We start from the raw sequence: 22333 nt of genomic DNA, 5'->3' as shown, positions 1-22333 counted from the left end.
TCAGCATTATAATTCTCCGGCCATTTGTGCCGCTGCATCTGCCTGGACGAGTCCATATCCGTAAAGGTTATCTAGTCCAGCCGTTCCTAAGTCTTGAGCTGTGGTCTGAAGCACTTGGCGGATTTGCTCGTTCGTAAGCTGCGGGTTAACGGACCATGCGAGTGCGGCTACTGCGGAAACGTGAGGCGTAGCCATCGAAGTGCCTTCGAAATAGTTGTAGTCCCATGGGGAAACGTTAACGATCCCTATACCGAGTGCGCCGCTTCGAATCGAATTCCCGCTGTTGTAAGAGACGGAAACGGCAGGAATCCAGCTTCCGGCGCTGCCGAGTGTAAAGCTGCCGGGGTCATCGGGATTGGCGGTGTCATTGTTGGCGATGATAGCTGCCGCTGCACCTTGCGCTATTGCATTTTGAACCTTTTCAGCAAAGGTATTACTACCCCGATTGATGAATGCAATCCAAGAGCCGCTTTCCGGCTTGCTGCTGCATGAGGTAATCGAATCGGCCAAGCCGCAGTCGATAAGAGGGCCCGTTGCGTCACCGAGTGCAGAGAATTCGATCCCGCCGCTGCGATAGCTCGTTTCGACCCCGTTTTCGATCTCCTTGGTTGAGGTTAGCATGCCGGAACCTTCTGGAACACTGGATAACGTACCTACTCCCGGCGCCACAAGCTCTTGATTTTTACCGTAGTTGGAGAACCCGGCAAGTGACAGGCTGCTGTCGACGGCACCTACCGCAACGACGGAACTATAGTTGGCAGGATAACCGATTCTTCCGCCATCGTTTCCGCTTGCCGCAATGCTCAGCATTCCGTTCTGGTAGGCCAGATCAAACGCCTTTTGTTCCGTTCGGGAAGGCTTGTCGCTTCCAAGCGAAAGATTGGCAACATTGGCTTTATTCTCTTGACACCAATTAAGACCATTGATGACTCCGCTGGTTGTTCCGCTTCCATCGTCACCCAGCACTCTGGCAACGTACAAATCGACGCCCGGCGCCGCTCCAATTTTGCTTCCGCTATTGCTGGTCTGACCCGCGATTGTGCCGGCCACGTGGGTACCATGGCTATCGCCGTCGGCAGCATCTGGATGTCCGTCGCTAACGAAGTTTTTGCTGCCTTTTATGATCGTTTCGCCATTTCTTGTAAACTCCGGATGACCGTAATCGATACCGGTATCCAGTACACAAACCTTGATATTGACTCCGGTTGCATTCCGGGTCCATGCTTGCTCGGCGTTAACAGCCTGTAAACCCCAAGTGAGTGCACCGTCCGAGTAGGACGTACCGGTGCTGCTCGCAAAGACGGGACGGTCCTCCTCAATGTAGCTTACATTAGGGTTATTTTCCAGACCTTTAATAGCCGCAGCCGTTGCAGAAATATGTACCGCGCCCAAATTGTCCCACTTGTCTTTCAACTGAATACCGGGGGCCTCCAAAGCTTTGGACGAAGCGCCCGGAGTAAGCCCTACAAGGTATGAATGCTTTTCTGATTCGGTTGGAGCTCCCGCTGCAAGATTTGCGGCCAGAAGGAGCAGCAGCATGATAGAGACTGTTATTTTAGACAAAAAGGCAGCTTTTTTCATCACTCATTCTCCTTTCGGTTTGGGGTAAACATAAAAGAAGAGGGCTGGGGGATATGACAACTGGAGTCTATTTTTGCGGGATCTACTAGTAATTAAAATTTTAAATCACATCTCATAAAAAATTCCATAGATATAAGTATCTAAATAGTAGAAAGGTTCATTTGTACCAGTTTATAGCAGGAACAGATAGCAATCGTTTTCTCAAATGCTAGCAATAAGTCGAAAATTGTCGGATAAATATAGTGAGCTGATAAAAATTCCTTATTATTGCGATATTGAATGAATCGATGGTCGGACCGTCGCTAGTCATCGTACGAAAACGTTCTCATTCCGCTGTTCGGCCAAATTAATTTGCTATGGAGCGTATCGGAATTGGTGATTAGGACATGAAAATAAAAAGTCCGGAGCGTGCGCGATCGCAGGCTCCGGTTTGAGTTTGGTTATGGCTGCAACACCGGTTTGGAGTTTTTCTAAAAAATGATTGCTCTTTGCTGTTGCTAGTTATTCATCTTGTGCGGAGGGAAATGCGGCAGCACGTATTCGCCGAGTTCATGTATGACTTCACCTGCCGGACGTGGGCTGTCAAAGAGGGCAAAGAAGAGATGGTTAACGCCGATCGAGCGGTAAATTTCCAGCAATTCGATCAGTTTATTGCGGCCGATTCGAAATCCGAGCCGGATCGGCGAGGCATCTTCATTAGGGTCTTTCGCTAAATCGAGATGCATCGGCATTGAGAATGGACGAAACGCAGTGTTGTTCTGCGCTGCAGACGCATTCCGCCACGCCGAAATCACTTCCCGCTGCTGCAATGGCGCTTGAGGGTAGTACATCCATCCATCGCCGTTCTGTCCGAGCCAGTCAAGGCCTTGCTGCGCAAATCCGGTTACCATCGTCGGAATTTTATGTTCGAGTTTCGGAACAAGCGTCGTTCGTTCCATCCGGCCGTAGCTGGAGTCGATTGAAGGATATTCCTCGTACAGCGCTTTTTGCAAATAGGAATATGCTTCGCGGAACTGAGCGCCCCTGGTGGGGTGATCGATACCGAGTCCGCGGAAGTCAGCTTGCCGGTCTCCGGATGATACGCCCATAATGAGCCTTTGAGGAAACAGCGCTTCAATCGTGGCGACCTCTTTCGCCATCCGAAGCGGATGACGAAGAGGCAGCACAAGTGCAGAAGTTCCGAGCGCAATTTGATTTGTCCGGCTGAGAAGATGCGTGCCGTAAATCAAAATATCATAAATTTGTCCGACAGCCGGATCAAGAAAATACGGATCCTTCAAGATAACGTCCCGCAGCCAAAGCGCCGTAAAACCGTAATTTTCAGCCGTCTGAGCCAATTCAATCTGATGCGCCATCGTCGGCGTGCTCATTTGATAATTCTCTAACGGGATATGCAGACCAAGCGTCAGCTCATCTTCCCGGTACATTCTTTGGTAAGATGCATGTTGTTCAAACATATGTTATTCCCCCTAATTAATTCCGCTCGAGCTTGGCCGAAACACCGGTGAGTACGATCGCAACGACAACCATCAAGCCGCCGATCCATGGCGTGTGTACAAGACCCATGTTTTCCACGACAACTCCGCCCAAAGAGGCGCCGATCGCAATGCCGATGTTGAAAGCCGCAATATTTAATGCCGAAGCGACGTCTACTGCAGACGGGACATATTTTTCCGCGAGCTGCACAACATATAACTGAAGACCAGGTACATTCATAAAGGCAAACAGCCCCATCAAAAATACGGCAATCAATCCGGCTACTTTAAATGGAATCATAAACGACATCGCAATCAGGACGGCCGCTTGAATAATAAACATCATAAATAGAGCGCGTACCGGGTTGCGGTTTGCCCATCTTCCCCCGACCTCGTTGCCGACGGCCACTGCAACGCCGTAGACGAGCAGGATGATCCCGACAACTTTAGGGCTTAGTTTGACGACATCCTCAAGGATTGGAGTCAAATAGGTAAAGGCGACAAATGTTCCGCCATAGCCAAGAGCCGTGATGGCAAATCCGAGCAGCAGCCGGCGATTTGTAATCAAACGAAGCATATCCGAAAATTTAGCCGGTGGAGATTGTTTTAAATCCTTAGGAATGAGTATTGCGCTGGCAATGATTGCAATGACGCCCAGCAAGGCCACGCCCAAGAAGGTTGCTCTCCAGCCAAACGTTTGTCCAATGAATGTTCCGAGCGGAACGCCGGTTACGATAGCTATCGTTAAACCCGTGAACATCAATGCGATTGCGCTCGCTTTTTTCTCGGGGGCTACAAGCTGCACTGCGATCGTCGAGCCGATTGAGAAAAAGACGCCATGTGAAAATGCGGTAATAAAACGTGCAACGAGAAGCAATCCGAATGACGATGAAAGTCCGGCGACGACGTTGCCTACGATGAAAATAACCATCAGCCACATAAGCAAAGACTTGCGGCTCATTCGATTGGTGAGTGCTGTTATAATGGGAGCACCGACCGCCACCCCGATCGCATAACCGGAAATAAGAAGGCCGGCAACCGTGATGCTAATGTTCAAGCTGTCTGAAATGGATGCAAGCAGACCTACGGGTACAAACTCGGTCGTTCCGATCCCGAAGGCGCTGATCGCCAGGGCAAGAAGCGGCCAAATTCCTCTTTTGGTCGTCTCTTTTGTATGAGACGATGACTGTACTAATGTGTCGCTCATTTTGAATTCCTCCTGCTTTTTATTTTGATTTGTGTTTAACTGCAGCACCTTGCAGTATTTGTTTCATGGGGTTATTATAAACACATACGACATGCATAGTAAGTACGTACTTTGAAGTATCATAGGTACTAAAAAGTAACCTACAATAATTAAGGAGGTATACGGCAATGTATAACATTCCAGTGGAAGCGACTCTCGAAGTCGTCGGCGGCAAATGGAAGGTCGTCATTTTGTGTCATTTGGATAAAGGAGAGAAACGGACTAGCGAATTGAAAAGGTTAATGCCTGAAATCACCCAAAAAATGCTGACGCAGCAATTACGCGAGCTTGAAGAGGACGGGGTAGTGAAACGGGTTATATACGAGCAAATCCCGCCGAAAGTCGTTTACTCGCTCACCGATTACGGCTGGTCTTTAAAGCCGATTCTGGATGCGATGTGCTCATGGGGAGAACAGCATATCGGCAAAACGGTTGAAGAATCCAAACAAGCGAATGCGTAAATTGTGTGGAGATAGGATTGATCGAAACGAGAAATATCGAGTATGAACAGAAAAAGCTGCAGACCACACGGGTTTGCAGCTTTTTCTTGTTGGGGCATATCCCCGGTTAAAGCGGATCAATCAATCGGTGAAATTTTTTCAAAATAACCTATTGCAAAACGCGAAGAAACGGTGTATATTTATCTTAAATTTAAAACATTTAAATTAAAACAAATTGAGGGGAGGGAACATGCAGCATCACAATCGTTGCCGACAGCTAGGATGCCGTACACAACTTGCGAAGACTCCAATAAACAAATGGTTGTTCAACTTCAGCTCTTATATCTTAAATTTAAACTAATTAAATTTAAATTAATGAAAATAATTATGAGGAGGAATACGAAATGACACATCAAACCGCAGGCATTCATCATATTACCGCTTTTGTCCGCAATGCGCAGGATAATGTCGATTTTTACGCAGGCGTACTCGGATTGCGGCTTGTGAAAAAAACGATCAACTTCGACGCGCCGGAGGTATACCATCTTTACTTCGGTAACGAGAACGGAAGCCCGGGAACGGCGATCACGTTCTTCCCTTTTGAGGCGGGACGCAAGGGCCAAATCGGCGGCGGGCAAGTCGGGTGGACAACGTTCGTTGTCCCGGTAGGAGCCATTGATTTTTGGAGAGAAAGACTGGCCAAATTACAAGTTTCATTTTCCGAGGCGGTCCGGTTCGGAGAAACGTTTCTGCAATTCCGCGATAAAGACGGTTTGCAGCTGGAAATCGTGGAGCGTGAACAAGGGCCGCAAAGCAATTGGTCCTTTGGCGGTGTGCCGGCCGACAAGGCGATAAAAGGGTTCGGCGGCGCCGTGCTCTACAGTGTCGCTCCTCACAAAACGATGGAAGTGCTGCAGCAGGTAATGGGTCTTGAGCAAGTTGGAGCCGAAGGCGGCCTGGTCCGTTTCCGCGCTTCCGGAGATTTGGGGAATATGATCGATATCAACGCGGAAGCGATGGAGTGGGGACACGGCGGCGCGGGGACGGTTCATCATATCGCTTGGCGTGCGCAGGACGATGAAGATCATCTGCGCTGGAGAGCCAAAGTGCAGGAGAGCGGGCTGAAGCCGACGCCGGTCGTGGATCGTCAATATTTCAATGCGATCTATTTCCGCGAAGAAGGCGGAATATTGTTTGAAATTGCAACCGATCCGCCGGGGTTCACAAGGGATGAGCCGTTCGAAGCGCTTGGCGAAAAGCTGATGCTGCCGGAATGGTACGAGCCGAATCGTGTGCAGATTGAACAAGGGCTTTCGCCGATCAAAGTTCGTGTACTGAAGGAGGATCAAGCATGAAACATATATTCAAGCAAGGGACCGATCTTACAGCTCCTACATTCGTTCTATTTCATGGCACGGGGGGCACGGAGCGTGATTTGCTCCCGCTGGCGCAAATGATCAATCCTGCTGCCTCCGTCCTTAGTGTGCGCGGCAACGTTCTCGAAAACGGCATGCCCCGCTTTTTTAGACGGCTTGCCGAGGGCGTATTTGATGAAGAGGATCTCGTTTTCCGCACAAAGGAATTGCATGACTTTCTCGACCAGGCATCGGCTGAACACGGTTTCGACCGGAACAATCTGGTAGCGGTCGGATATTCGAACGGGGCGAACATCGCCGGCAGCTTGCTGTTTCACTACGGTGCTGTTTTCAAAGGCGCAATCCTTCATCACCCGATGGTGCCGCGCCGCGGCGTCAAGCTTCCGGATCTGAACGGAGTTCCGGTCTTTATCGGCGCCGGCAACAATGACCCGATCTGCGCTCCTAAGGAAACGGAAGAATTGCAAACATTGCTGCAAGATGCGGGAGCTGACGTAACGGTTCACTGGGAGTCGTTCGGTCACCAATTGACACGCTCGGAAGTCGAGGCAGCCGCCAGCTGGTACAGGGAGCAATTCGTACGCTAATTTTTTTGGGGAGGGATTGGACTTGATCACGATCGATCCGTTAAGCCAGAGTGAGCGTGACAACTATAAGCTGATGATCGGAAGCATTGTGCCGCGGCCCATTGCACTGGTGACAACCCTTTCCGGGGACGGGGTCGTCAATGCGGCGCCATTCAGCTACTTTAATATCGTAACGGCCAATCCGCCGATGGTTTCGGTCTCGGTGCAGCGCAAACAAGGGATCCGCAAAGATACGGCGCGCAATGCGCTGACGGCCGGCAGCTTCGTCGTTCATATTACCGATGCGGCGAACGTGGAAGCGGTCAATCGGACGGCTGCGAATTTGCCCGCGGCTGAAAGCGAAATTGATTTTGCCCGTTTAACGACGGTCCCCAGCGAAAAAATAACCGTCCCTGGTATTGTCGAAGCGAAAGTCCGGATGGAGTGCGTGCTGGAGCAAGCGTATCCGCTTGGCGGAACGGCGGACGAGCCGGCTTGCGATCTGTTGATCGGCCGGGTCGTTTGTTTTCATATCGCAGATGAACTATTGCATAACGGACGCATTGATGTGGACCGGCTTCAGCCCGTCAGCCGGCTTGCGGGCAGCAATTACGGGAAAATCGGCGAAATGTTTTCACTTGAGCGGCCGCTTTGAATAAACGATAATAGTGATATACAAGATAAGGCGGTGATAGGGCGTGTCGACTTCGACAGAACCGGATCAGTCCATTTCGCTGAAGCTGTTTGTGGTGCTGTCAAAAGCATACAAGACGGTTATGGACCGTGCAGTGAAGGATATGAAAAGGCATGGCTTCTCGTCCTCCGAATTTACGATTCTCGAGGTTTTGTATCATAAGGGACGAATTCCGCTGCAGCAAATCGGTGAAAAGATATTGGTGACGAGCGGCAGTATCACGTATAATATCGATAAGCTGGAAAACCGCGGTCTGATGAAAAGAGTGCCGTGCGCAGAAGATCGAAGGGTCACTTTCGCGGAAATTACGAAAGCCGGTACCGAATTGCTGGACGGCATTTTTCCGAAACATATGGCATACGTGGATTCGATTATGAGCGGACTCTCTGCAGAGGAGAAGAAGCAGGCGATAGATCTGTTGAAAAAGCTTGGAAAAAAGGCGGAGCTTGTGTAGCATTCCGGCATATACCCTCAACACTATGATGCAAAGTGGTTGAGGGTATTTTTTTTGTGAGCTACGCTAGTGAAAATATGTAAGCAGGGCGATTCCAATCGTACATACGACCAGCAGGTATACTCCGTTATCCCGAATGCCGATCTGGAGGCTCGATCGTTTCACCAATGTGCTTACAAGCAGATTGATCGGATTTATGGGGCTGAGAACGGACGCAGCCGACCAGGCCAGCATGATAACCATCGCCAAAATTTCTTTCGTTGTGCCTAGTGCGGCCGGATCCATTTGCGTTGCCAGGATCGTCACGATGACGACTTGATGGATGCCGATAAACGTAACAACAACCATCGTGACAAGAACGAATAACGCAAACAAAAGGAATGAAATATCGGACAAGCGGATCATGAACGTGTTGATGCCGTCACCGAGGCTTGTCCCTCTAAACGACTGGCCGAAAAATCCGGCGCTGATATACATAATAATTTCATTGTTCATCATGGGAACGGCTTTGTCCCGGTAATCGGTGATTTGCCGCTTTAGCGGCTGCCACTGCCGGGTTGCGAATCCCCATACAACCGGAAACAGGATCGCGGCGAGACTTACGAGCACGAGCATGGACCAGTGGGTGACGGATTCGGCCGAGATGGTGATCAGCATAAGCGCCGCAATAATGAACGGCAGCTGCCGCAGCCGTTTCCGGTCGATAGGCTTAACCGGCACGAACTGCTCTTCGGTCAATTCCTGCTTTTGCTTCTTCGACCGGATGGCGAACAGCACGTTGCCCGAAACGAGGAACAGCAGCGCAAGCCCGATACCGTAAGACATATAGCTGCCGACGGAAACATGCAGATACAACAGCGTGACGCCGACAGCCGCGTAATAAGGCGACCATAGAATCGTCGTTGAAAAACCGACCAGATACGCTTTGGCGAGAAAAGAAGCGTTCAGCTTCAGATCTTTCAGCAGCTCGTGCACGATTCGGATCGATCCGATGTTCAGAATGGGTCCGAGGAAGAACAGTACCGCCGTTATGCCCATGAACATTTTGCGGGGACTGTTATTCAGCCGCTGCAGATAGACGAGGATGGAATCGAAATAACCGCCGAGCTTGAACGGAATCGACAGCAAAGGGACGAGAACGAGCAGCGTAAGCAGCGGCAGATTGGAGTTAATAGCAGTTGCAGCCGCGTTCAGATCTTGTCCTTTCAAAACGGTAAACACGATTCCGGCGGCGAACATCAGGGCGCTGAAAATCCGGGGAACCGTTCTGGCCAGTGTGATGCTTCCGATGAAGGCGATGATGGCGGCTGCCGCAAGCAGCAGCTGCAGCCACGGGGCTTGGACAAAATATTGAACCAGGAACAAGAAACAAATGCTTAATATAAAATAGCTTCTCATTGCAGCCCTCCTAAAGCTTTTGCGTAAGCAAAAGCACTTCGTAAGCATAAGCTTAACCGAAGTATAGCAAGTTTTTGGAATACTGTATACCAAAATGATCGATTAACCGATTCTCATTTTTTTTTAACAAAAGCCATTGAAACCAGGCGGCGCCTCAATTCCTTTTCTCCGTGGAAAATTTTAGATATGCAGAATTCTGCTATAGTTGTCCTTATCTTTCAACAAGGAGGCAACATCAATGCAGACTAAAATGCTCATCCACAAAGTAATCGGCGCAAGCCTTTGCGCAGCAATCGGCTTCTCAGCTCTTGCGGTCGGTCAGACTGTTGCTGTATCGACGGTGTCGGCGGCTTCAGTTTATGAAACGAAAGTGGTCAGCGGCGTAAATTATAGAACGAGTCCGAGCACAAGCGCAAGCAAGATCAGGCTGATTCCGAAGGGCGAGGACATTCACGTCATTTCGCAGGCAAATAAATATTGGCTGCAAATCAGTACACAGGATGGCCAAACGGGATATATATCTTCTAATTCCAAATATACGAATTATTCGGGCGGGAACAGTCCTCAACCTAGCGGAAACATTGATCAACCGGGAGGAAATGCAAGGGCCGACCAAGTGATTGCATTTGCACAAAGCTATATGGGGCGCGTTCATTACGATTTTGGCACAAGGAATCCGGACAAGCTGTTGTTCGACTGTTCTTCGTTCACCCAGTTTATTTACCGTCAGGTAGGTGTTGAGCTGGCGTGGGGGACACGCGTACAAAAAAATCAAGGTACTTTTGCCGGCAAAGAAAGTTTGCAAAAAGGCGACCTGGTATTTTTCGATACGATCGGTGGCAATGACGGCGTGATCAACCATGTCGGAATTTACATGGGAGACGGCCAATTTATTCACAATACGCCTTCCAAAGACGGTCTTTCCATTAATAGCCTGAACACCGGCTGGTGGGCGGGCCACTACGTTACCGCACGGAGAGTGCTGTAACCGATCGTGCAGACCGTTAAAGCCGTTGAATGAACCGTATACAAACCGTTGGTCCGTACCTGACACTGCTATTCGTTGGCAGTGTCTCTTTTTTTCTCTCAATTCATTTCTCCGCTTGCAATCCGGAAACAAAGATAATTTATAACCGACGGTTACTAATCAATGGTAACTAACGACGGTGATCAGCTTATAGTTTAACAGTTAAGGTGCTTAAGCAAGCGTTGCCAATTGCCATTTGCCAAGGGAATAAAAAGATCGCGGGCCACCTTGCCAAGCAGACGGGGAGGCGCGATCTTCTTATACGCTCGATATGAAAAGTATAAGTTCCTATATTCAGACAGTGCGCAAACAAAGGGGGGGCGGCAGTCGTTTTGTCCGATTGTCAAACCGGTTGTTTGGCATTTCGATAAGCAGCGACATATTCCGCGGACTTCCGGCGGATAAGGCTGTAGTCGCCGGTTTTCACCGCTTCGTTCGTCAGGTCCGATCCGATGCCCACCGCAACGGCTCCTGCGCGGATCCAGTCGCCCAGGTTGGCGAGATTGACGCCTCCCGTCGGCATTAAATTCGCTTGGGGAAGCGGCCCTTTGACAGCGGAAATGGTGGAAGGCGAGTACAGGCTGCCGGGAAACAGCTTGCATATATCGACCCCCAGCTCAAGCGCCTCCTGAATTTCCTTGATCGTCATGACGCCCGGCATGACCGGCACCCGGTAACGGTTGCAAAGCTTGACGGTGTCCGGATTAAGCGAGGGGCCGACAACAAACTCAGCCCCGGCCAGTATGGCGGCGCGGGCGGACTCCGGATCGAGCGCGGTGCCGGCCCCGATGACAGCATAGCGGTCCGAATCGGGCGCGGCTTGCGAGCTATATTTTTTGGCGAGCGATTCGATCGCCTGCAAGGCGAAAGGGACGGTCATCGTAATTTCAATGATCTTGATGCCGCCGGCTATCGCCTGCTCGGCCATCGCGACGGCATCGTCCGGCGAGCTGCCGCGCAGCACCGCCACAACGCCTTCCGCAGCGATCTGTTGGACGATTTTCATCTTTTTCATGGCATATGTCAGCTCCTAACGTTCTACATGTTCTTTGCCGCCAAGCATGGACTCGGCTTCCGCCAGCGTCGGAAGACCTTCCCAATCGCCGTGAACCTGTACGGCAAGCGAGCCGAGCAGATTGCCGAAGCGGACGGCCTCCCCGAGCGGTTTACCGCGCAGCACGCCGGACAGAAATCCCGCGCAAAAAGCGTCGCCCGCGCCGACGGTATCGACAACCTGCTTGACAGGGAAATGAGGAACAGCACTTATAACACCGTCTTCAAGCAAGTGCGTGACGCCGTTTCCGCCCTTGATGACGGATACTCCCGGCAGCTTGCCTAGCTTATCCGTCAGCGCGGAAAGATCGTCCGTTCCGTACAGCAGCTTCAATTCATCCAGTCCCGGCAGAAAATAATCCGCTTGTTCCGCAATCGGCACCAGCACTGCTTTCGCTTCATCCGCGTTCCAGAGCTTCAGGCGGATATTCGGATCGAAGCATACGCACACGCCGCTTGCGCGGGCGATACGCACCGCTTCCAGCAGCGTCTGTCGGCAGCTGTCGCTGAGCGCCGGCGTAATGCCGGTTACGTGCAAAATTCGCGCCGATCCGATATAGGCCGCGTCGAGTTCTTCCGGCCGCATCTCGCTCATTGCCGTCCGTTTGCGGTAGTAATAGACGGACGATTTACCGGCTACCGTTTCCCGGATCATCAGCCCCGTTGGGCCGGCGGATGAGAGTGCGGCACGGGAGACGTCGACGCCCTCGCCGCGCATTTTTTTCAGGATAAACCGTCCGAGCGGATCGTCTCCCAGCCTTCCGAACCAGCCGACCCGGTGCCCGAGCCGCGCAAGTCCGATCGCGAGGTTGCTTTCCGCGCCGCCGAACAGCTTCTCGAGCGCTGCGGCATGCTCGATGCCTTTGTTCGATGAAGGCATGAACAGCGCCATCGACTCCCCGAACGTGACGACTTCGGGGACTTGCTGTTGAAACGTTTCGCTCACGGCATTGACCTCCCGTCCTTTGTCAGCGTACCATCCAGCCGCCGTCGACACAGAGCACGTGACCGCTCATGTAATCGGACGCTTTCGATGCGAGGAAGACGGCAGGTCCAACCAGATCCAAATCCGATCCCCAGCGGCCTGCGGGGATGCGATCGAGAATTTGGCGGCTGCGGACCGGATCGTTCCGCAGCGCTTCCGTATTGTCGCTTATCATGTAGCCCGGCGCAATGGCGTTCACCTGGACGCCGCTGCCCGCCCATTCGTTCGCAAGAGCTTTCGTGAGGCCCGTAACCGCATGCTTGCTTGCCGTGTAGCCCGGAACGTTGATGCCGCCCTGAAACGAAAGCATGGAGGCGATGTTGATGATTTTGCCCGAGCGCTGCCGGGTCATGATCCGGCCGGCGATTTGGGATAAAACGAATACGGAGTTCACGTTGACGTCAAGCACGTCCTGCCAATCCGAGTACAAGTGGTCAACCGCCGGCGTGCGGCGGATAATGCCCGCATTGTTGACGAGAATATCGAGTCTGCCAAGCTGTCCGATTGTCTCGTCCACGATACCTTCAAGCTTGCCGCGATCGGCGACATCGGCCTGCAGCACGATCGCTTTGCGGCCGATCGCTTCGATTTCGCGTTTCGTATCCTCTGCGGGTGTGCGGTTCGTCACCAGCGCGACGTCGGCGCCCGCTTCCGCAAGTCCCGCCGCGATCGCGCGACCGAGCCCCCGGCCCGCTCCCGTCACGATCGCAGTGCGCCCCGTTAAATCAAACAGCTTGTTCAATTCGCACCGAACTCCTTTCATACCGCCGCAACGTGTCCTCGTCCAGTCCGGCGTCCGTAATGATAACATCCACATCCTCCAGCGAAGCGAATGTCAGCAGCGTCGCCCGGTCGAACTTGCTGTGGTCGGCGACTGCGAATATTTCCTTGGCCCCGGCGATGAACGCTTTTTTCAGCTTGATCAGCTCGCCGGTGAACACGGATAACCCGTACTTCTCATGAATGCCCGCCGCCGATAAAAACACTTTCTGTATGTTCAGCCGATTCACCCACTCGAGCGAATCGTTGCCGATCAGCACGTTGTTGTGACGGTAGCCGCCGGGCACGACGAGCTGGATCCGCTCTTTGCCGACCAGCTCGCGCATAATCATCAGATCGTTGGTCACCACCGTCATCGGCTCGTTCGGAAGCAGCCGCGCGATTTCGAGTGTCGTGCTGCCCGCATCAAGCGCAATGACCTCTTCAGGCCGAATATAGCGGAGCGCATAGGCGGCAATCGCTTCCTTTTCCAGCGGAAACTTTGTGTTCGGAATTTGCAGCAGCGGGAGAATGGAATCGCTGTCCGGAATGGCAACCGCACCGCCGTGCGTGCGGCGCAGCAGGCCGTTTTCCTCGAGCTTCTCCAAATCTTCCCGCACCGTCTTTGGCGTCACGCCGAGATGTTCGCTCAAATCCGCAACCTTTACGGAGCCGTTCTGCTGCAGCTGTTCTAAAATGTATTGATGTCGTGCGACGGCTAGCATTGGGTCAATCTCCTCCTGTAATCTCTCTATTTCAACGTATCCATCGTGACAAGATCCATATCCTTGAACGTGTAGTTCTCGCCGGCCATCGCCCAGATGAACGCATAATTGCTCGTTCCGGCCCCGGAATGAATCGACCAGGCGGGGGAAATGACGGCCTGCTCGTTCGCCACGACAAGATGGCGCGTTTCCTCCGGACTGCCCATCAGGTGAAAAACGCGTGCATCCGGGCCCAGATTAAAGTACAAATACGCTTCCATACGGCGGTCGTGCAAATGGGCGGGCATCGTGTTCCAGACGCTTCCCGGCTTCAGCAGAGTTACGCCGAGCATCAGCTGGCAGCTTTGAACGCCGCCTTCATGAATGATCTGGTGCAGCGTCCGCTCGTTCGACGTCTCGAGCGCGCCGAGATGAAGCGTGTTCGCTTCCTGAACGGATACTTTGCGCGTCGGCTTCGCCGTGTGGGCAAGGGCGGAGCAGAAGTAGATTTTGGCCGGTTCGTTCGCGCTCCGGCTTGCCAAACGGAGATCGCGCGCTCCCATGCCGACATACAGCGTATCGAGCAGGCCGAGCTCGTACGATTCTCCGTCCACCGTAATGACGGCGTCGCCGCCAATGTTGATGAAACCGATTTCACGTCGCTCCAGGAAATAATCGGTTTTCAGCGTATCGGCGGCTTCGAGAAGAAGAGCCTCACCTGCCGGTTTGGCGCCGCCGATGACCATGCGGTCTTCATGGGTGTATACCATCGTGATGCGGCCGCCCGCAAACAGCTCTTCAATCAAAAAATGTTGGCGCAGACGGTCGGTATCGTAATGTTTGAAGTCGGACGGATGAACGGAATGACGGATTTTCATCTTAATGGTCAGCCTCCAAGTTCGAAAATGTTTATTTGCACTATATCAAACATTATAGAACAATAAGGAACAAAGCGGCAACCTATATTTTGGATGCGAGGAAGCTGGATATAAAGCAAACGAACCGGCCAAGGATAGTTCCTTGACCGGCTCGTTAAAGTTTTCGAAGCTTATGAGCTGGATGAAATCCGCGAATAACCTGCTTTGGGACAGTCCCAAGCGTAGCAAGAATCGTGGCGGAATTGCCGTTTTAGTCTAGACTCACTGAACCGTTTGCACAGTAGCTGCCGGACTATAATCGGCATCGATAATTTTATCCATCGGGTGTCCGCTTTCGGTCAACGTTTCAATGACAGGGCCTAAATAAAGGTCTGTCTGCCAATATTGATTCGGCGGCAATTGAACGTGCACGGTGTGGGTACCCGGACCATAGGTTGCGGTTACGTTATCGTAGACCGTTTGATTTTCATAAGGCGCGCCGTCCTGCTGCGGAACGACACCTTCCGGATAAACGTAGCTCGAGAAACTGATCTCAACCGGTTTCATCCCTTCCGGCACCGTAAACGTTGCGGTTCCTTCTTCAACAGTGGAATTGAAAAACTGATCGAGCGGACGCTCCGGCTCAAGCTGATCCTTCGCAACTTCCTGCTCTTTCACAGTGATCGAAGAGCTCCACAGCTCTCCTGTTCCCGGATGGCCCGGACGTTGATAAGCTTTAAAAATATATTTTCCCGGTTTAAGCAGATTGGGAACATAAGTCAACTGCTGAGTTTCGCCGGGGCCTAACGGCTTAATAATGCCGAGGGCGACAATTTCGCCATTTTTCGGATTGCCCTTTTCCACCCGATACAGCTCGTAAACCGTTTCGCCGTCCATTTGCGACCCTTTATTTTGAACTGTCGCAGAAATCCCGCCGGAATAGGAGGTTTGCCCGGTGAAAGACAGCGAGCTTTTATCCCACGATGATTTCTTTGCCGTTTCGGCAGTTAATTGTCCATGCTTGGTTGGACCAGCCGGTGCGGCTTGGATCGGTTGTGCAAATTGAACAGCCAACAGGGAGAGGCTTAGGATGCCGGCAGAAATTTTTACGATGTTGTTCATGATGCGACCTCAATTCTCGGATTGTTTTAGGGGACGTTAAGTAATGAAAAGAACTCACTGACCTGACATGCATCAATTTGAATTCGGATTTCCCTCTCAACATTAGCAATTGGAGCCGTTATGAACAATGGGGAATAACGCCTATTGAAAGCTTGAAGGCGCCTTCAATAGTAGAGGTAAAAAGTTTCCAACGTATCGGAAAAAGGCGCAAAACAGCGCGGGAGCTAGGATTAGTGCGTTTTTTTGTCCACACTTTTTGGCGATAATCATCAAACTTTATAAACAAAAGTGAGGAATAAAATGGAAAAGTCTAGTATGGGAGACCTAAAGGACTATCGTCTTTATTCACATTTGCGTGAATTGGCAACCTCTTATTTTTCATTTCGATCTTAAAAGATGACACTTCAGTATGTTTTATTGCCTTTTAATGTAAATTATTAATTAAAAAAATCAATTTTATGTTGAAGTACGTTGAAATAATAGGAGGATTATCTTTTGCTTTTTCAAAGAAATAAGACACTTCCTTAAATGATGACGGTTACAAATGAAAATAGTACGAACGGACACTAAAAATTTCTCGTTCGGACGGCTATTGTAGATAAGGGCATATCTCGCCTTTCCAGATCCTACAAAGGGTTTCCGCACGCCATTACATGTATAATAGTGATCAGCAAAGCAGAATCGAAATAAGGTGGGCGTTATGGTTCGTAAACTTCAGATATCGGGCAGCTTTTCATCCAAAATCATACTGGCGTTTCTGTTTGTGATTTTGCTGCCGACTCTTTTTACAAGTGTGTCCTTCTACTGGGAATCCAACTCGGTTTTGAAAAAAAACGTGCGGGAATCCACGGTGCAAATTACGAAACAGACGGCGGAGTCGCTTTCTTTCATCTTGAACGTCGGGGTCGATACCTCCGATTTTATCAGCAACAATCTGCAGATCCAGCAGGCGGTTTTGCACCCGAAAAACGTACCGGCTTACGAGGAGAACAGCGATGACCAATATATCGACACTTTGCTGAACAACTTTGTGTTTTCCAACTCCTTCGTCAAAATTGTTTACGTGCTGAAGGAGAATGGCAGCGGCTGGAGCAGCGGCGCTTTCTCCAACAACAAAATGAAGAAAATACGGCTGTCCGATCAAGAGTGGGTGAAAGAGACGAAACGCCGGGACGGGGAGTTGGTTTGGCAGCCGATTCAATATGACCATTTCAGCGGCTTGGTGCTTCCTGTCGGCAGGGTTCTGAAAGATTTCGACACGATGCGCAATATCGGGCTTGTACAGGTCGATTTGGACGGCAGGTCCGTTTTCAAAACGATCGGGCAGTTGAAGCTGGGAAAGACGGGGAAATTTTTCGTCGTTGATTCCGAAGGGAAAATAATGATCGATTCCAATCTTGAAATGGTCAACAAAAGAGTGGACAATTCCGAATTATATAAACATATTGTGGGCAATGACGCAATGGAATTCGAGTACGAGGTAAACGGGGTGCCGTATTATGGGGTCAAGGAGCCGCTGAGCAACGGCTGGATGATTGTCGGCACCGTTCCGGTTCATGAAATCAGCGGGCAGCTCAACAGCCTCAAATCGTGGATTTTGTTTTCATGTGCCGTTTTCTCCATGCTTGCGATTTGCATCGGACTGTTCATTGCGGGGTGGGTGACCAAGCCTGTAAAACAGCTTACCCGAAGCATGATGCTCGTTCAAAAGGGAGACCTTAAAGTAAGGACGACCGTCCAATCTTCCGATGAAATCGGCTTTTTGAGCAAGCAGTTTAACAAAATGGTTCACGAAATCGGTCATTTGATGCGGCAGGTCAAAAATGAACAAAGCGAGAAGCATCACGCGGAGCTGAGGGCGGTCATTCACCGGGTACATCCGCACTTCCTTTATAACACGCTCAGCACGCTGCGGTGGCTGATCGATTCGAACCAGAACGATCGCGCTTCCAGCGTATTGACGGCACTGAACCATCTGCTTGAGGCGAATATGGCCAAAAACGGGAACATGATCACGGTAAGTGAGGAACTGGACATTATTAAGAAATACTTGGTCATATTGGAGCTTCGTTATGAGAAAACATTTGATCTCAAACTAGACGTTGAACCCGGTCTAGAGAAGATCGTCATCCCCCGCATGCTGCTGCAGCCTGTAGTGGAAAACGCGATTTTCCATGGAATCGTTCCGACAAATCAGGACGGCCGCATCTCGATCCGGGTTCATTCCTGCAATGGGGATTTGGAGTTTCATGTATATGATAACGGAATGGGCATTGATGAAGAGAGGTTGAAGCAACTGAACGAGCCGGAGGCGGCGATTGCGGCAGGAGAAATCGGTATCGGTCTGCGTCATATCTACGACACGCTGCGGCTGTATTACGCTGGTAATTGGGAGTGGTCCGTCGAGAGCAAGCCGGGGCAAGGAACCGCCATACACATCGTATTGAAACAACTTGCGAAATCCGTCTCTTAGAACGGGCAAAACCTAAGCGTATGCTAACGAAGTGGTTTTGCCTCCGGCAAAACCTAAGCCTACGCTAACGAAGTGGTTTTGCCTCCGGCAAAACCTGAAGGAGAGTGTGATATGAAGTATTCGGTTCTTATCGTGGATGACGAGCCTGTCATCCGCAACGGAATTAGCGCTTTTATCGATTGGGAAAAGGTAGGGCTGACGGTTGAAGATCATTATGCCAATGGCATGGAAGCACTGGAAGCGTTAAAAAACCGTTCCTTCGATATTTTGATTACGGATATCAAAATGCCGCGCTTAAACGGTATCGAGCTGATGAAACAAGCGCTGGAGCTGTGCCCTTGGCTCAAAGTCATTCTGATCAGCAGCTACAGCGACTTTGAGTATGTAAAAGAAGGGCTTAAGCTGGGTGCTGTCGATTATTTATTGAAGCTGACGCTCCAAAAGGAGGATCTTCTGGCCGTCCTGAGAAGATGCATCACGTTGCTGGAGGATGAAAGAAGAGAGGATTCCGAACGGACGATCTCCCGGCAGGGATTGCTTTACAAGGAACGAAAGCAAGTCGAACAGCAGATCAAACGATTGATCGTGCAGGAACAAACCCCGCTCGCGTCAACCGATTGGGCTCCAGCCTGGCTGGCAAAATGTTATGCTTGCGTCTACCTTATGCTGGACGGGGCCGAGGAATGGATTGAAAATCACGGTTATTTGCATGTGCAGCTGCTGCTTGAGGAAATACAAGAACAGTTTTATGTGCAAATGCAAGAAGGAACGGCGCTTCAGGTGTCTGAAAGCAGCTTGTTTCTGCTCATCCCGGGTGCTTGCGATGAAGCGGAAGCGCGGATCAATGAGTGGAAGCGGATGCTGGAGACGGAATGGGAAGTTTCAACGTCCGTCGGTTTCGTCGTAAAACAAGGGACGGGCAGTATTCTTAAAGGATATGAAGACAGTCTCTCGGCTTGCAATAGACGATTTTTCGAAGGGCTCGGCGGTTTGTATCGGATCGACGAATCGGGATCGGATCGGGAAAAAACGTCGGCCGACAAGGAAGCGCAGCATGACTGGGCTCCTTTCTTCGATATGATCCGCAATGGCGATCCGGTTTCTTCCGCCGTCGAATTTGCGCTTGAACGCTGGAAGAGCAGGTTCTTGAATACGGAAGAAGTGCAGCAGGAAGCGCTCAGTTTGCTGACAACCGTTTATCAGCTGCATGAGGAGTCTGAGCCGCTGCCCCCTGAGCTGCGTGATCAGCTTCTCAAAGTGGAGACATTGGAACAATTGGCAGCCACTATGATTGAACAGCTGGAAGAGATGATGGAAAAGTCCTTTACACTGAAGCTGTCCGATCAAGGATATGACGGGCAGCTGATTACGAAGGCGCTCGATTATATCGCGGCTCATTATACCGAGAACTTATCCCTTCAGAGCGTAGCGGATATCGTTCATCTCAGCAAAAGCTACTTCAGTCTTTATTTCAAAAAACTGACCGGCCGGAACTTTATCGATTATTTGATCGAGCTGCGGATCCGGGAAGCGAAGCGGCTGCTCGCACAAAACGAAAGCCGGATTTACGATATCGCCAAAGCCGCCGGGTTTAAAGACGTGAAATATTTCAGCAAAGTATTCAAGAAGATGACCGGGTTAACTCCTTTGGAATACAGGGAAAAGCACCAGGCGGCACCAAGGCATGCCGTTTAGGAAAGGAGGATTTCGTTAATGTGCTGCCGATGGCTGACCCTATTACTCATTCTCGTATTGACAGCAGGTTGTGGAAGCCCATCGGTCATTACCGATCCGAACAACGTTCAAAAGCTTCATGAACAGGAAGAAACCGTCGTGACGTTTTGGAACACCTACAGCGATAAAGAAGCCTGGCTGCTGGAGCGGGAGCTGATTCCTGCGTTCGAGCGGGAAAATCCGGGCATCCGGGTCGAATCGAAAAATCTCGTTTTCAATAACGAATTAAAAAACACCTTGATTGCGCGAGCCTCCTCGAGCCGCGGTCCCGATGTCGTCCGGATGAGTATCGACTGGGTGCCCGAATTTTCACATAAAGGCCTGCTTGTTCCGTTAAACGGATTCCCGGGTTTCGATCAGATCCGCAGCCGATTCGATCCTAAAATTATGGATGTCGGTCTCTATAAAAACGATTATTATTCGCTGCCTCTGAACCTTTACACGAAGGTGGCCATTTTTAACCGCAATCTCCTTAAGAAAGCGGGATATACCAACCCTCCGCGTACGATGGAAGAAGTGCTCCGGATTGCGCGCCAGCATCGATATACGATCGGAATCGACGGATTCTGGTCATGGGAAACTCTCCTGTATATTTACAGTCTCGGAGGCTCCTTAACCGACGAGAAGATCAGCAGATCATCGGGATATTTAAACAGTGAAGAAACCGTTCATGCCGTGGAGTTGCTTAAGGCCCTTTATAAGGAAAAGCTGCTTGTTGTTTCTTCCAAGTCCAACAACGGGGAACGGTGGTCACGGATACAGGCCGGAAATATGCTGATGATTGATGAGGGGCCTTGGTTCTACAGCTTATTGAATAAAGCGGAATTGGAACGGGCCGAGAAGTTGACCGTTTCCGCGCTTTTTCCGCATCGAGACGGATTTTCTTCGATCATTGGCGGCGAAAACATGGTTATTATGAAGGGCAGCAAACGGCAAGCCGAGGCTTGGACCTTTATGAAATGGTTGACGAGCAAGGAAGCGCAGCTTTTCATGGCTCAAACCGGATTGATTCCATCCAACCGGGAAGCGGCCAAAGCTTGGTCCGTAAGCCGGAATTCTTACTTGCATCCATTTGCCGAAGCTGTAAATAATTCATTTCTGCGGCCGCCGGTCAACAACTGGGGCAAAATCGACGAAGTATACTTCATGTACTTGAAGAAAATTTTTCAAGGCGAACTGTCCGTTAAAACGGGATTGGATATTGCCGCGGCCAAAATAGACAAGCTGTTAGCCGAAGCCAATTCGGGGCATTGATGCATGGACTTTTTGTGCTAAAATTCACGAGCAGCTTGCTCTTTTTTAAAATAGTTAACGAAAATGGCCATCACCGTAGCTACAGATAACCGTCGAACGCTACAATCGCTCTGCATGATGGGGTATTTTTGAAAAAGATGCGTCCGTGCATCTTTTTTCATCTTACGTTTAGGCCAGAATAGCCCGGAATTCCTGCACTATCGCAGGCTTTCCCTCCAGACATGCGATTACGAGCGATAATACCTGCACATTCGCAGGTTTAGCGAGGAAGGGACCTCCAACTCCGCTTTGCCAGCGGAACGGGAGGTCCTTTCTGCATCTATTTGGGCTTGTTCGTTTATGTGATCAATTATGAGACAGCTTTATTTATTTTTTTATCGTCTTAAACAGCTCGTCCGGAGTAACCATGTTTTTGTAACCATAAGTAGCTTCGTCGCCAGCTGCGCCGTCATAGAGCACCCGAATCGCCACAACGCTCTTTACGTTTAAGCATTCGCTGCTTCCGTCCGGGACGTAGAGCCGGATCGGGAATCCTTTCTTAAGCGGCTCTCCGTTTTCTTGCGCATACAAAAACAACGCCTTGTCCAATTGATTCCACGGAACCGTCGCCTGGAACTCATCGGCCGCCTCGACTTGCAAATGGGTAGGAATCCGTGCGGGAGCACCCTGCTGGCGCTCGCACCAAGCTTTATACCAGGATAACCAGTCGAATGCCTTGCCGCTTACTCCTTCCACCCGTTCAGTTATCGGAAAATGACCCGGCGCCAGAGCCGCTATTTCCTGTACGCTGAACGTTGCCGCGCCGTTTAATTCATCATGAACATGTATTTCCATCATCTAGTCCCCCTCATCGATCGATCATCTTAAACATTATATCATGATCCAACCGAATATTTGTCTTGAAATTGGCAACCCTACTTTCGTCGAAAGGAGGACCTCCATGCCCAAACAGAATGCATCCATGAAAAATGATGAGCTGGTAGATGAAACAATGAATGTGAACAACAGCTGCAGAGATATGACTTTAGTGACGGATGAACAGCCACTGAAAGAAAATGACGCCGGTGCTGTTAATGAAGAAGAGTATATTGATGAACCTTAGCTTTCGCTTGCCGCCCCTGAAAAACAAAAGAGC

General features: G+C 50.5%; 21 protein-coding genes. 10 read left to right on the top strand and 11 right to left on the bottom strand.

What is annotated here, in order from left to right; genetic code table 11:
* Nucleotides 1-6: 6 nt before the first annotated feature.
* From VN24_RS25775 to VN24_RS25765, 3 genes are all read right to left on the bottom strand, one after another.
* Nucleotides 7-1581, bottom strand: a complete 1575-nt coding sequence (locus VN24_RS25775) for a S8 family serine peptidase (protein ID WP_052703152.1) — start codon at nucleotides 1579-1581, stop codon at nucleotides 7-9.
* Between the two features lie 497 nt (nucleotides 1582-2078).
* The gene (locus VN24_RS25770; protein WP_045672771.1) at nucleotides 2079-3038 is read right to left on the bottom strand and encodes a TIGR03571 family LLM class oxidoreductase; all 960 of its coding nucleotides are present in this window, start codon (nucleotides 3036-3038) and stop codon (nucleotides 2079-2081) included.
* Between the two features lie 16 nt (nucleotides 3039-3054).
* The gene (locus tag VN24_RS25765; RefSeq protein ID WP_082084138.1) at nucleotides 3055-4263 is read right to left on the bottom strand and encodes an MFS transporter; all 1209 of its coding nucleotides are present in this window, start codon (nucleotides 4261-4263) and stop codon (nucleotides 3055-3057) included.
* A 167-nt stretch (nucleotides 4264-4430) separates the two neighbouring features.
* On the opposite strand from VN24_RS25765, the gene VN24_RS25760 reads away from it, so the two are divergent.
* The 5 genes from VN24_RS25760 (at nucleotide 4431) to VN24_RS25740 (ending at nucleotide 7832) form a co-directional block, all read left to right on the top strand.
* The gene (locus tag VN24_RS25760; protein ID WP_045672770.1) at nucleotides 4431-4763 is read left to right on the top strand and encodes a winged helix-turn-helix transcriptional regulator; all 333 of its coding nucleotides are present in this window, start codon (nucleotides 4431-4433) and stop codon (nucleotides 4761-4763) included.
* 383 nt (nucleotides 4764-5146) lie between these two features.
* Nucleotides 5147-6097: a ring-cleaving dioxygenase gene (locus VN24_RS25755; protein WP_045672769.1), complete on the top strand. Its 951-nt coding sequence runs from the start codon at nucleotides 5147-5149 to the stop codon at nucleotides 6095-6097.
* Complete coding sequence (locus tag VN24_RS25750; protein WP_045672768.1) at nucleotides 6094-6705, top strand: alpha/beta hydrolase; 612 nt, start codon at nucleotides 6094-6096, stop codon at nucleotides 6703-6705. The genes VN24_RS25755 and VN24_RS25750 overlap by 4 nt, the downstream gene beginning before the upstream one ends.
* Nucleotides 6706-6778: 73 nt before the next feature.
* Nucleotides 6779-7339: a flavin reductase family protein gene (locus tag VN24_RS25745; protein WP_420798638.1), complete on the top strand. Its 561-nt coding sequence runs from the start codon at nucleotides 6779-6781 to the stop codon at nucleotides 7337-7339.
* Nucleotides 7340-7382: 43 nt separating this feature from the next.
* Entirely contained in the window at nucleotides 7383-7832 is a 450-nt protein-coding gene (locus VN24_RS25740; RefSeq protein WP_045672766.1) for a MarR family winged helix-turn-helix transcriptional regulator, read from the top strand.
* Between the two features lie 66 nt (nucleotides 7833-7898).
* Here the strand turns inward: VN24_RS25740 and VN24_RS25735 are convergent, their stop codons facing one another.
* Complete coding sequence (locus VN24_RS25735; protein ID WP_045672765.1) at nucleotides 7899-9230, bottom strand: hypothetical protein; 1332 nt, start codon at nucleotides 9228-9230, stop codon at nucleotides 7899-7901.
* Between the two features lie 238 nt (nucleotides 9231-9468).
* Here VN24_RS25735 and VN24_RS26645 point away from each other — a divergent pair, with 238 nt between their 5' ends.
* On the top strand, nucleotides 9469-10218 hold the full coding sequence (locus VN24_RS26645; RefSeq protein ID WP_052703151.1) for a C40 family peptidase: 750 nt from the start codon (nucleotides 9469-9471) through the stop codon (nucleotides 10216-10218).
* 382 nt (nucleotides 10219-10600) lie between these two features.
* Here the strand turns inward: VN24_RS26645 and VN24_RS25725 are convergent, their stop codons facing one another.
* The 6 genes from VN24_RS25725 to VN24_RS25700 form a co-directional block, all read right to left on the bottom strand.
* Nucleotides 10601-11272, bottom strand: a complete 672-nt coding sequence (locus VN24_RS25725; protein ID WP_045672764.1) for a bifunctional 2-keto-4-hydroxyglutarate aldolase/2-keto-3-deoxy-6-phosphogluconate aldolase — start codon at nucleotides 11270-11272, stop codon at nucleotides 10601-10603.
* A 15-nt stretch (nucleotides 11273-11287) separates the two neighbouring features.
* On the bottom strand, nucleotides 11288-12256 hold the full coding sequence (locus VN24_RS25720; protein ID WP_045672763.1) for a sugar kinase: 969 nt from the start codon (nucleotides 12254-12256) through the stop codon (nucleotides 11288-11290).
* A 22-nt stretch (nucleotides 12257-12278) separates the two neighbouring features.
* Nucleotides 12279-13058, bottom strand: coding sequence for a 2-dehydro-3-deoxy-D-gluconate 5-dehydrogenase KduD (kduD, locus tag VN24_RS25715; RefSeq protein ID WP_045672762.1), 780 nt, complete (start codon nucleotides 13056-13058; stop codon nucleotides 12279-12281).
* The gene (locus VN24_RS25710; RefSeq protein ID WP_045672761.1) at nucleotides 13021-13779 is read right to left on the bottom strand and encodes a DeoR/GlpR family DNA-binding transcription regulator; all 759 of its coding nucleotides are present in this window, start codon (nucleotides 13777-13779) and stop codon (nucleotides 13021-13023) included. Before VN24_RS25710 ends, kduD begins: the two co-directional genes overlap by 38 nt.
* A gap of 26 nt (nucleotides 13780-13805) precedes the next feature.
* Nucleotides 13806-14636, bottom strand: a complete 831-nt coding sequence (gene kduI / locus VN24_RS25705; RefSeq protein WP_045672760.1) for a 5-dehydro-4-deoxy-D-glucuronate isomerase — start codon at nucleotides 14634-14636, stop codon at nucleotides 13806-13808.
* A 261-nt stretch (nucleotides 14637-14897) separates the two neighbouring features.
* Entirely contained in the window at nucleotides 14898-15737 is an 840-nt protein-coding gene (locus VN24_RS25700; RefSeq protein ID WP_045672759.1) for a hypothetical protein, read from the bottom strand.
* Nucleotides 15738-16437: 700 nt separating this feature from the next.
* Between VN24_RS25700 and VN24_RS25695 the strand changes: the two genes are divergently transcribed.
* From VN24_RS25695 to VN24_RS25685, 3 genes are all read left to right on the top strand, one after another.
* Nucleotides 16438-18210 (top strand): sensor histidine kinase, encoded by a 1773-nt coding sequence (locus VN24_RS25695; protein WP_045672758.1) that lies wholly within the window; start codon nucleotides 16438-16440, stop codon nucleotides 18208-18210.
* A gap of 111 nt (nucleotides 18211-18321) precedes the next feature.
* Nucleotides 18322-19905 carry a response regulator transcription factor gene (locus tag VN24_RS25690; protein WP_045672757.1) on the top strand — a complete coding sequence of 528 codons (1584 nt, stop codon included), beginning with the start codon at nucleotides 18322-18324 and terminating at the stop codon, nucleotides 19903-19905.
* A gap of 18 nt (nucleotides 19906-19923) precedes the next feature.
* Nucleotides 19924-21198 carry an extracellular solute-binding protein gene (locus VN24_RS25685; RefSeq protein WP_045672756.1) on the top strand — a complete coding sequence of 425 codons (1275 nt, stop codon included), beginning with the start codon at nucleotides 19924-19926 and terminating at the stop codon, nucleotides 21196-21198.
* A gap of 366 nt (nucleotides 21199-21564) precedes the next feature.
* On the opposite strand, the gene VN24_RS25680 is transcribed toward VN24_RS25685, so the two are convergent.
* Complete coding sequence (locus tag VN24_RS25680; protein ID WP_238590778.1) at nucleotides 21565-22035, bottom strand: molybdopterin-binding protein; 471 nt, start codon at nucleotides 22033-22035, stop codon at nucleotides 21565-21567.
* Between the two features lie 103 nt (nucleotides 22036-22138).
* Here VN24_RS25680 and VN24_RS27770 point away from each other — a divergent pair, with 103 nt between their 5' ends.
* Nucleotides 22139-22300 carry a hypothetical protein gene (locus VN24_RS27770; protein WP_158453713.1) on the top strand — a complete coding sequence of 54 codons (162 nt, stop codon included), beginning with the start codon at nucleotides 22139-22141 and terminating at the stop codon, nucleotides 22298-22300.
* Nucleotides 22301-22333 lie beyond the last annotated feature (33 nt).

Origin of the sequence: Paenibacillus beijingensis, assembly GCF_000961095.1 — a bacterium.
GTDB lineage: Bacteria > Bacillota > Bacilli > Paenibacillales > Paenibacillaceae > Paenibacillus_O > Paenibacillus_O beijingensis.
The sequence above is the reverse complement of the archived record's forward strand: the minus strand, read 5'-3'. Positions and strand labels throughout refer to the sequence as shown.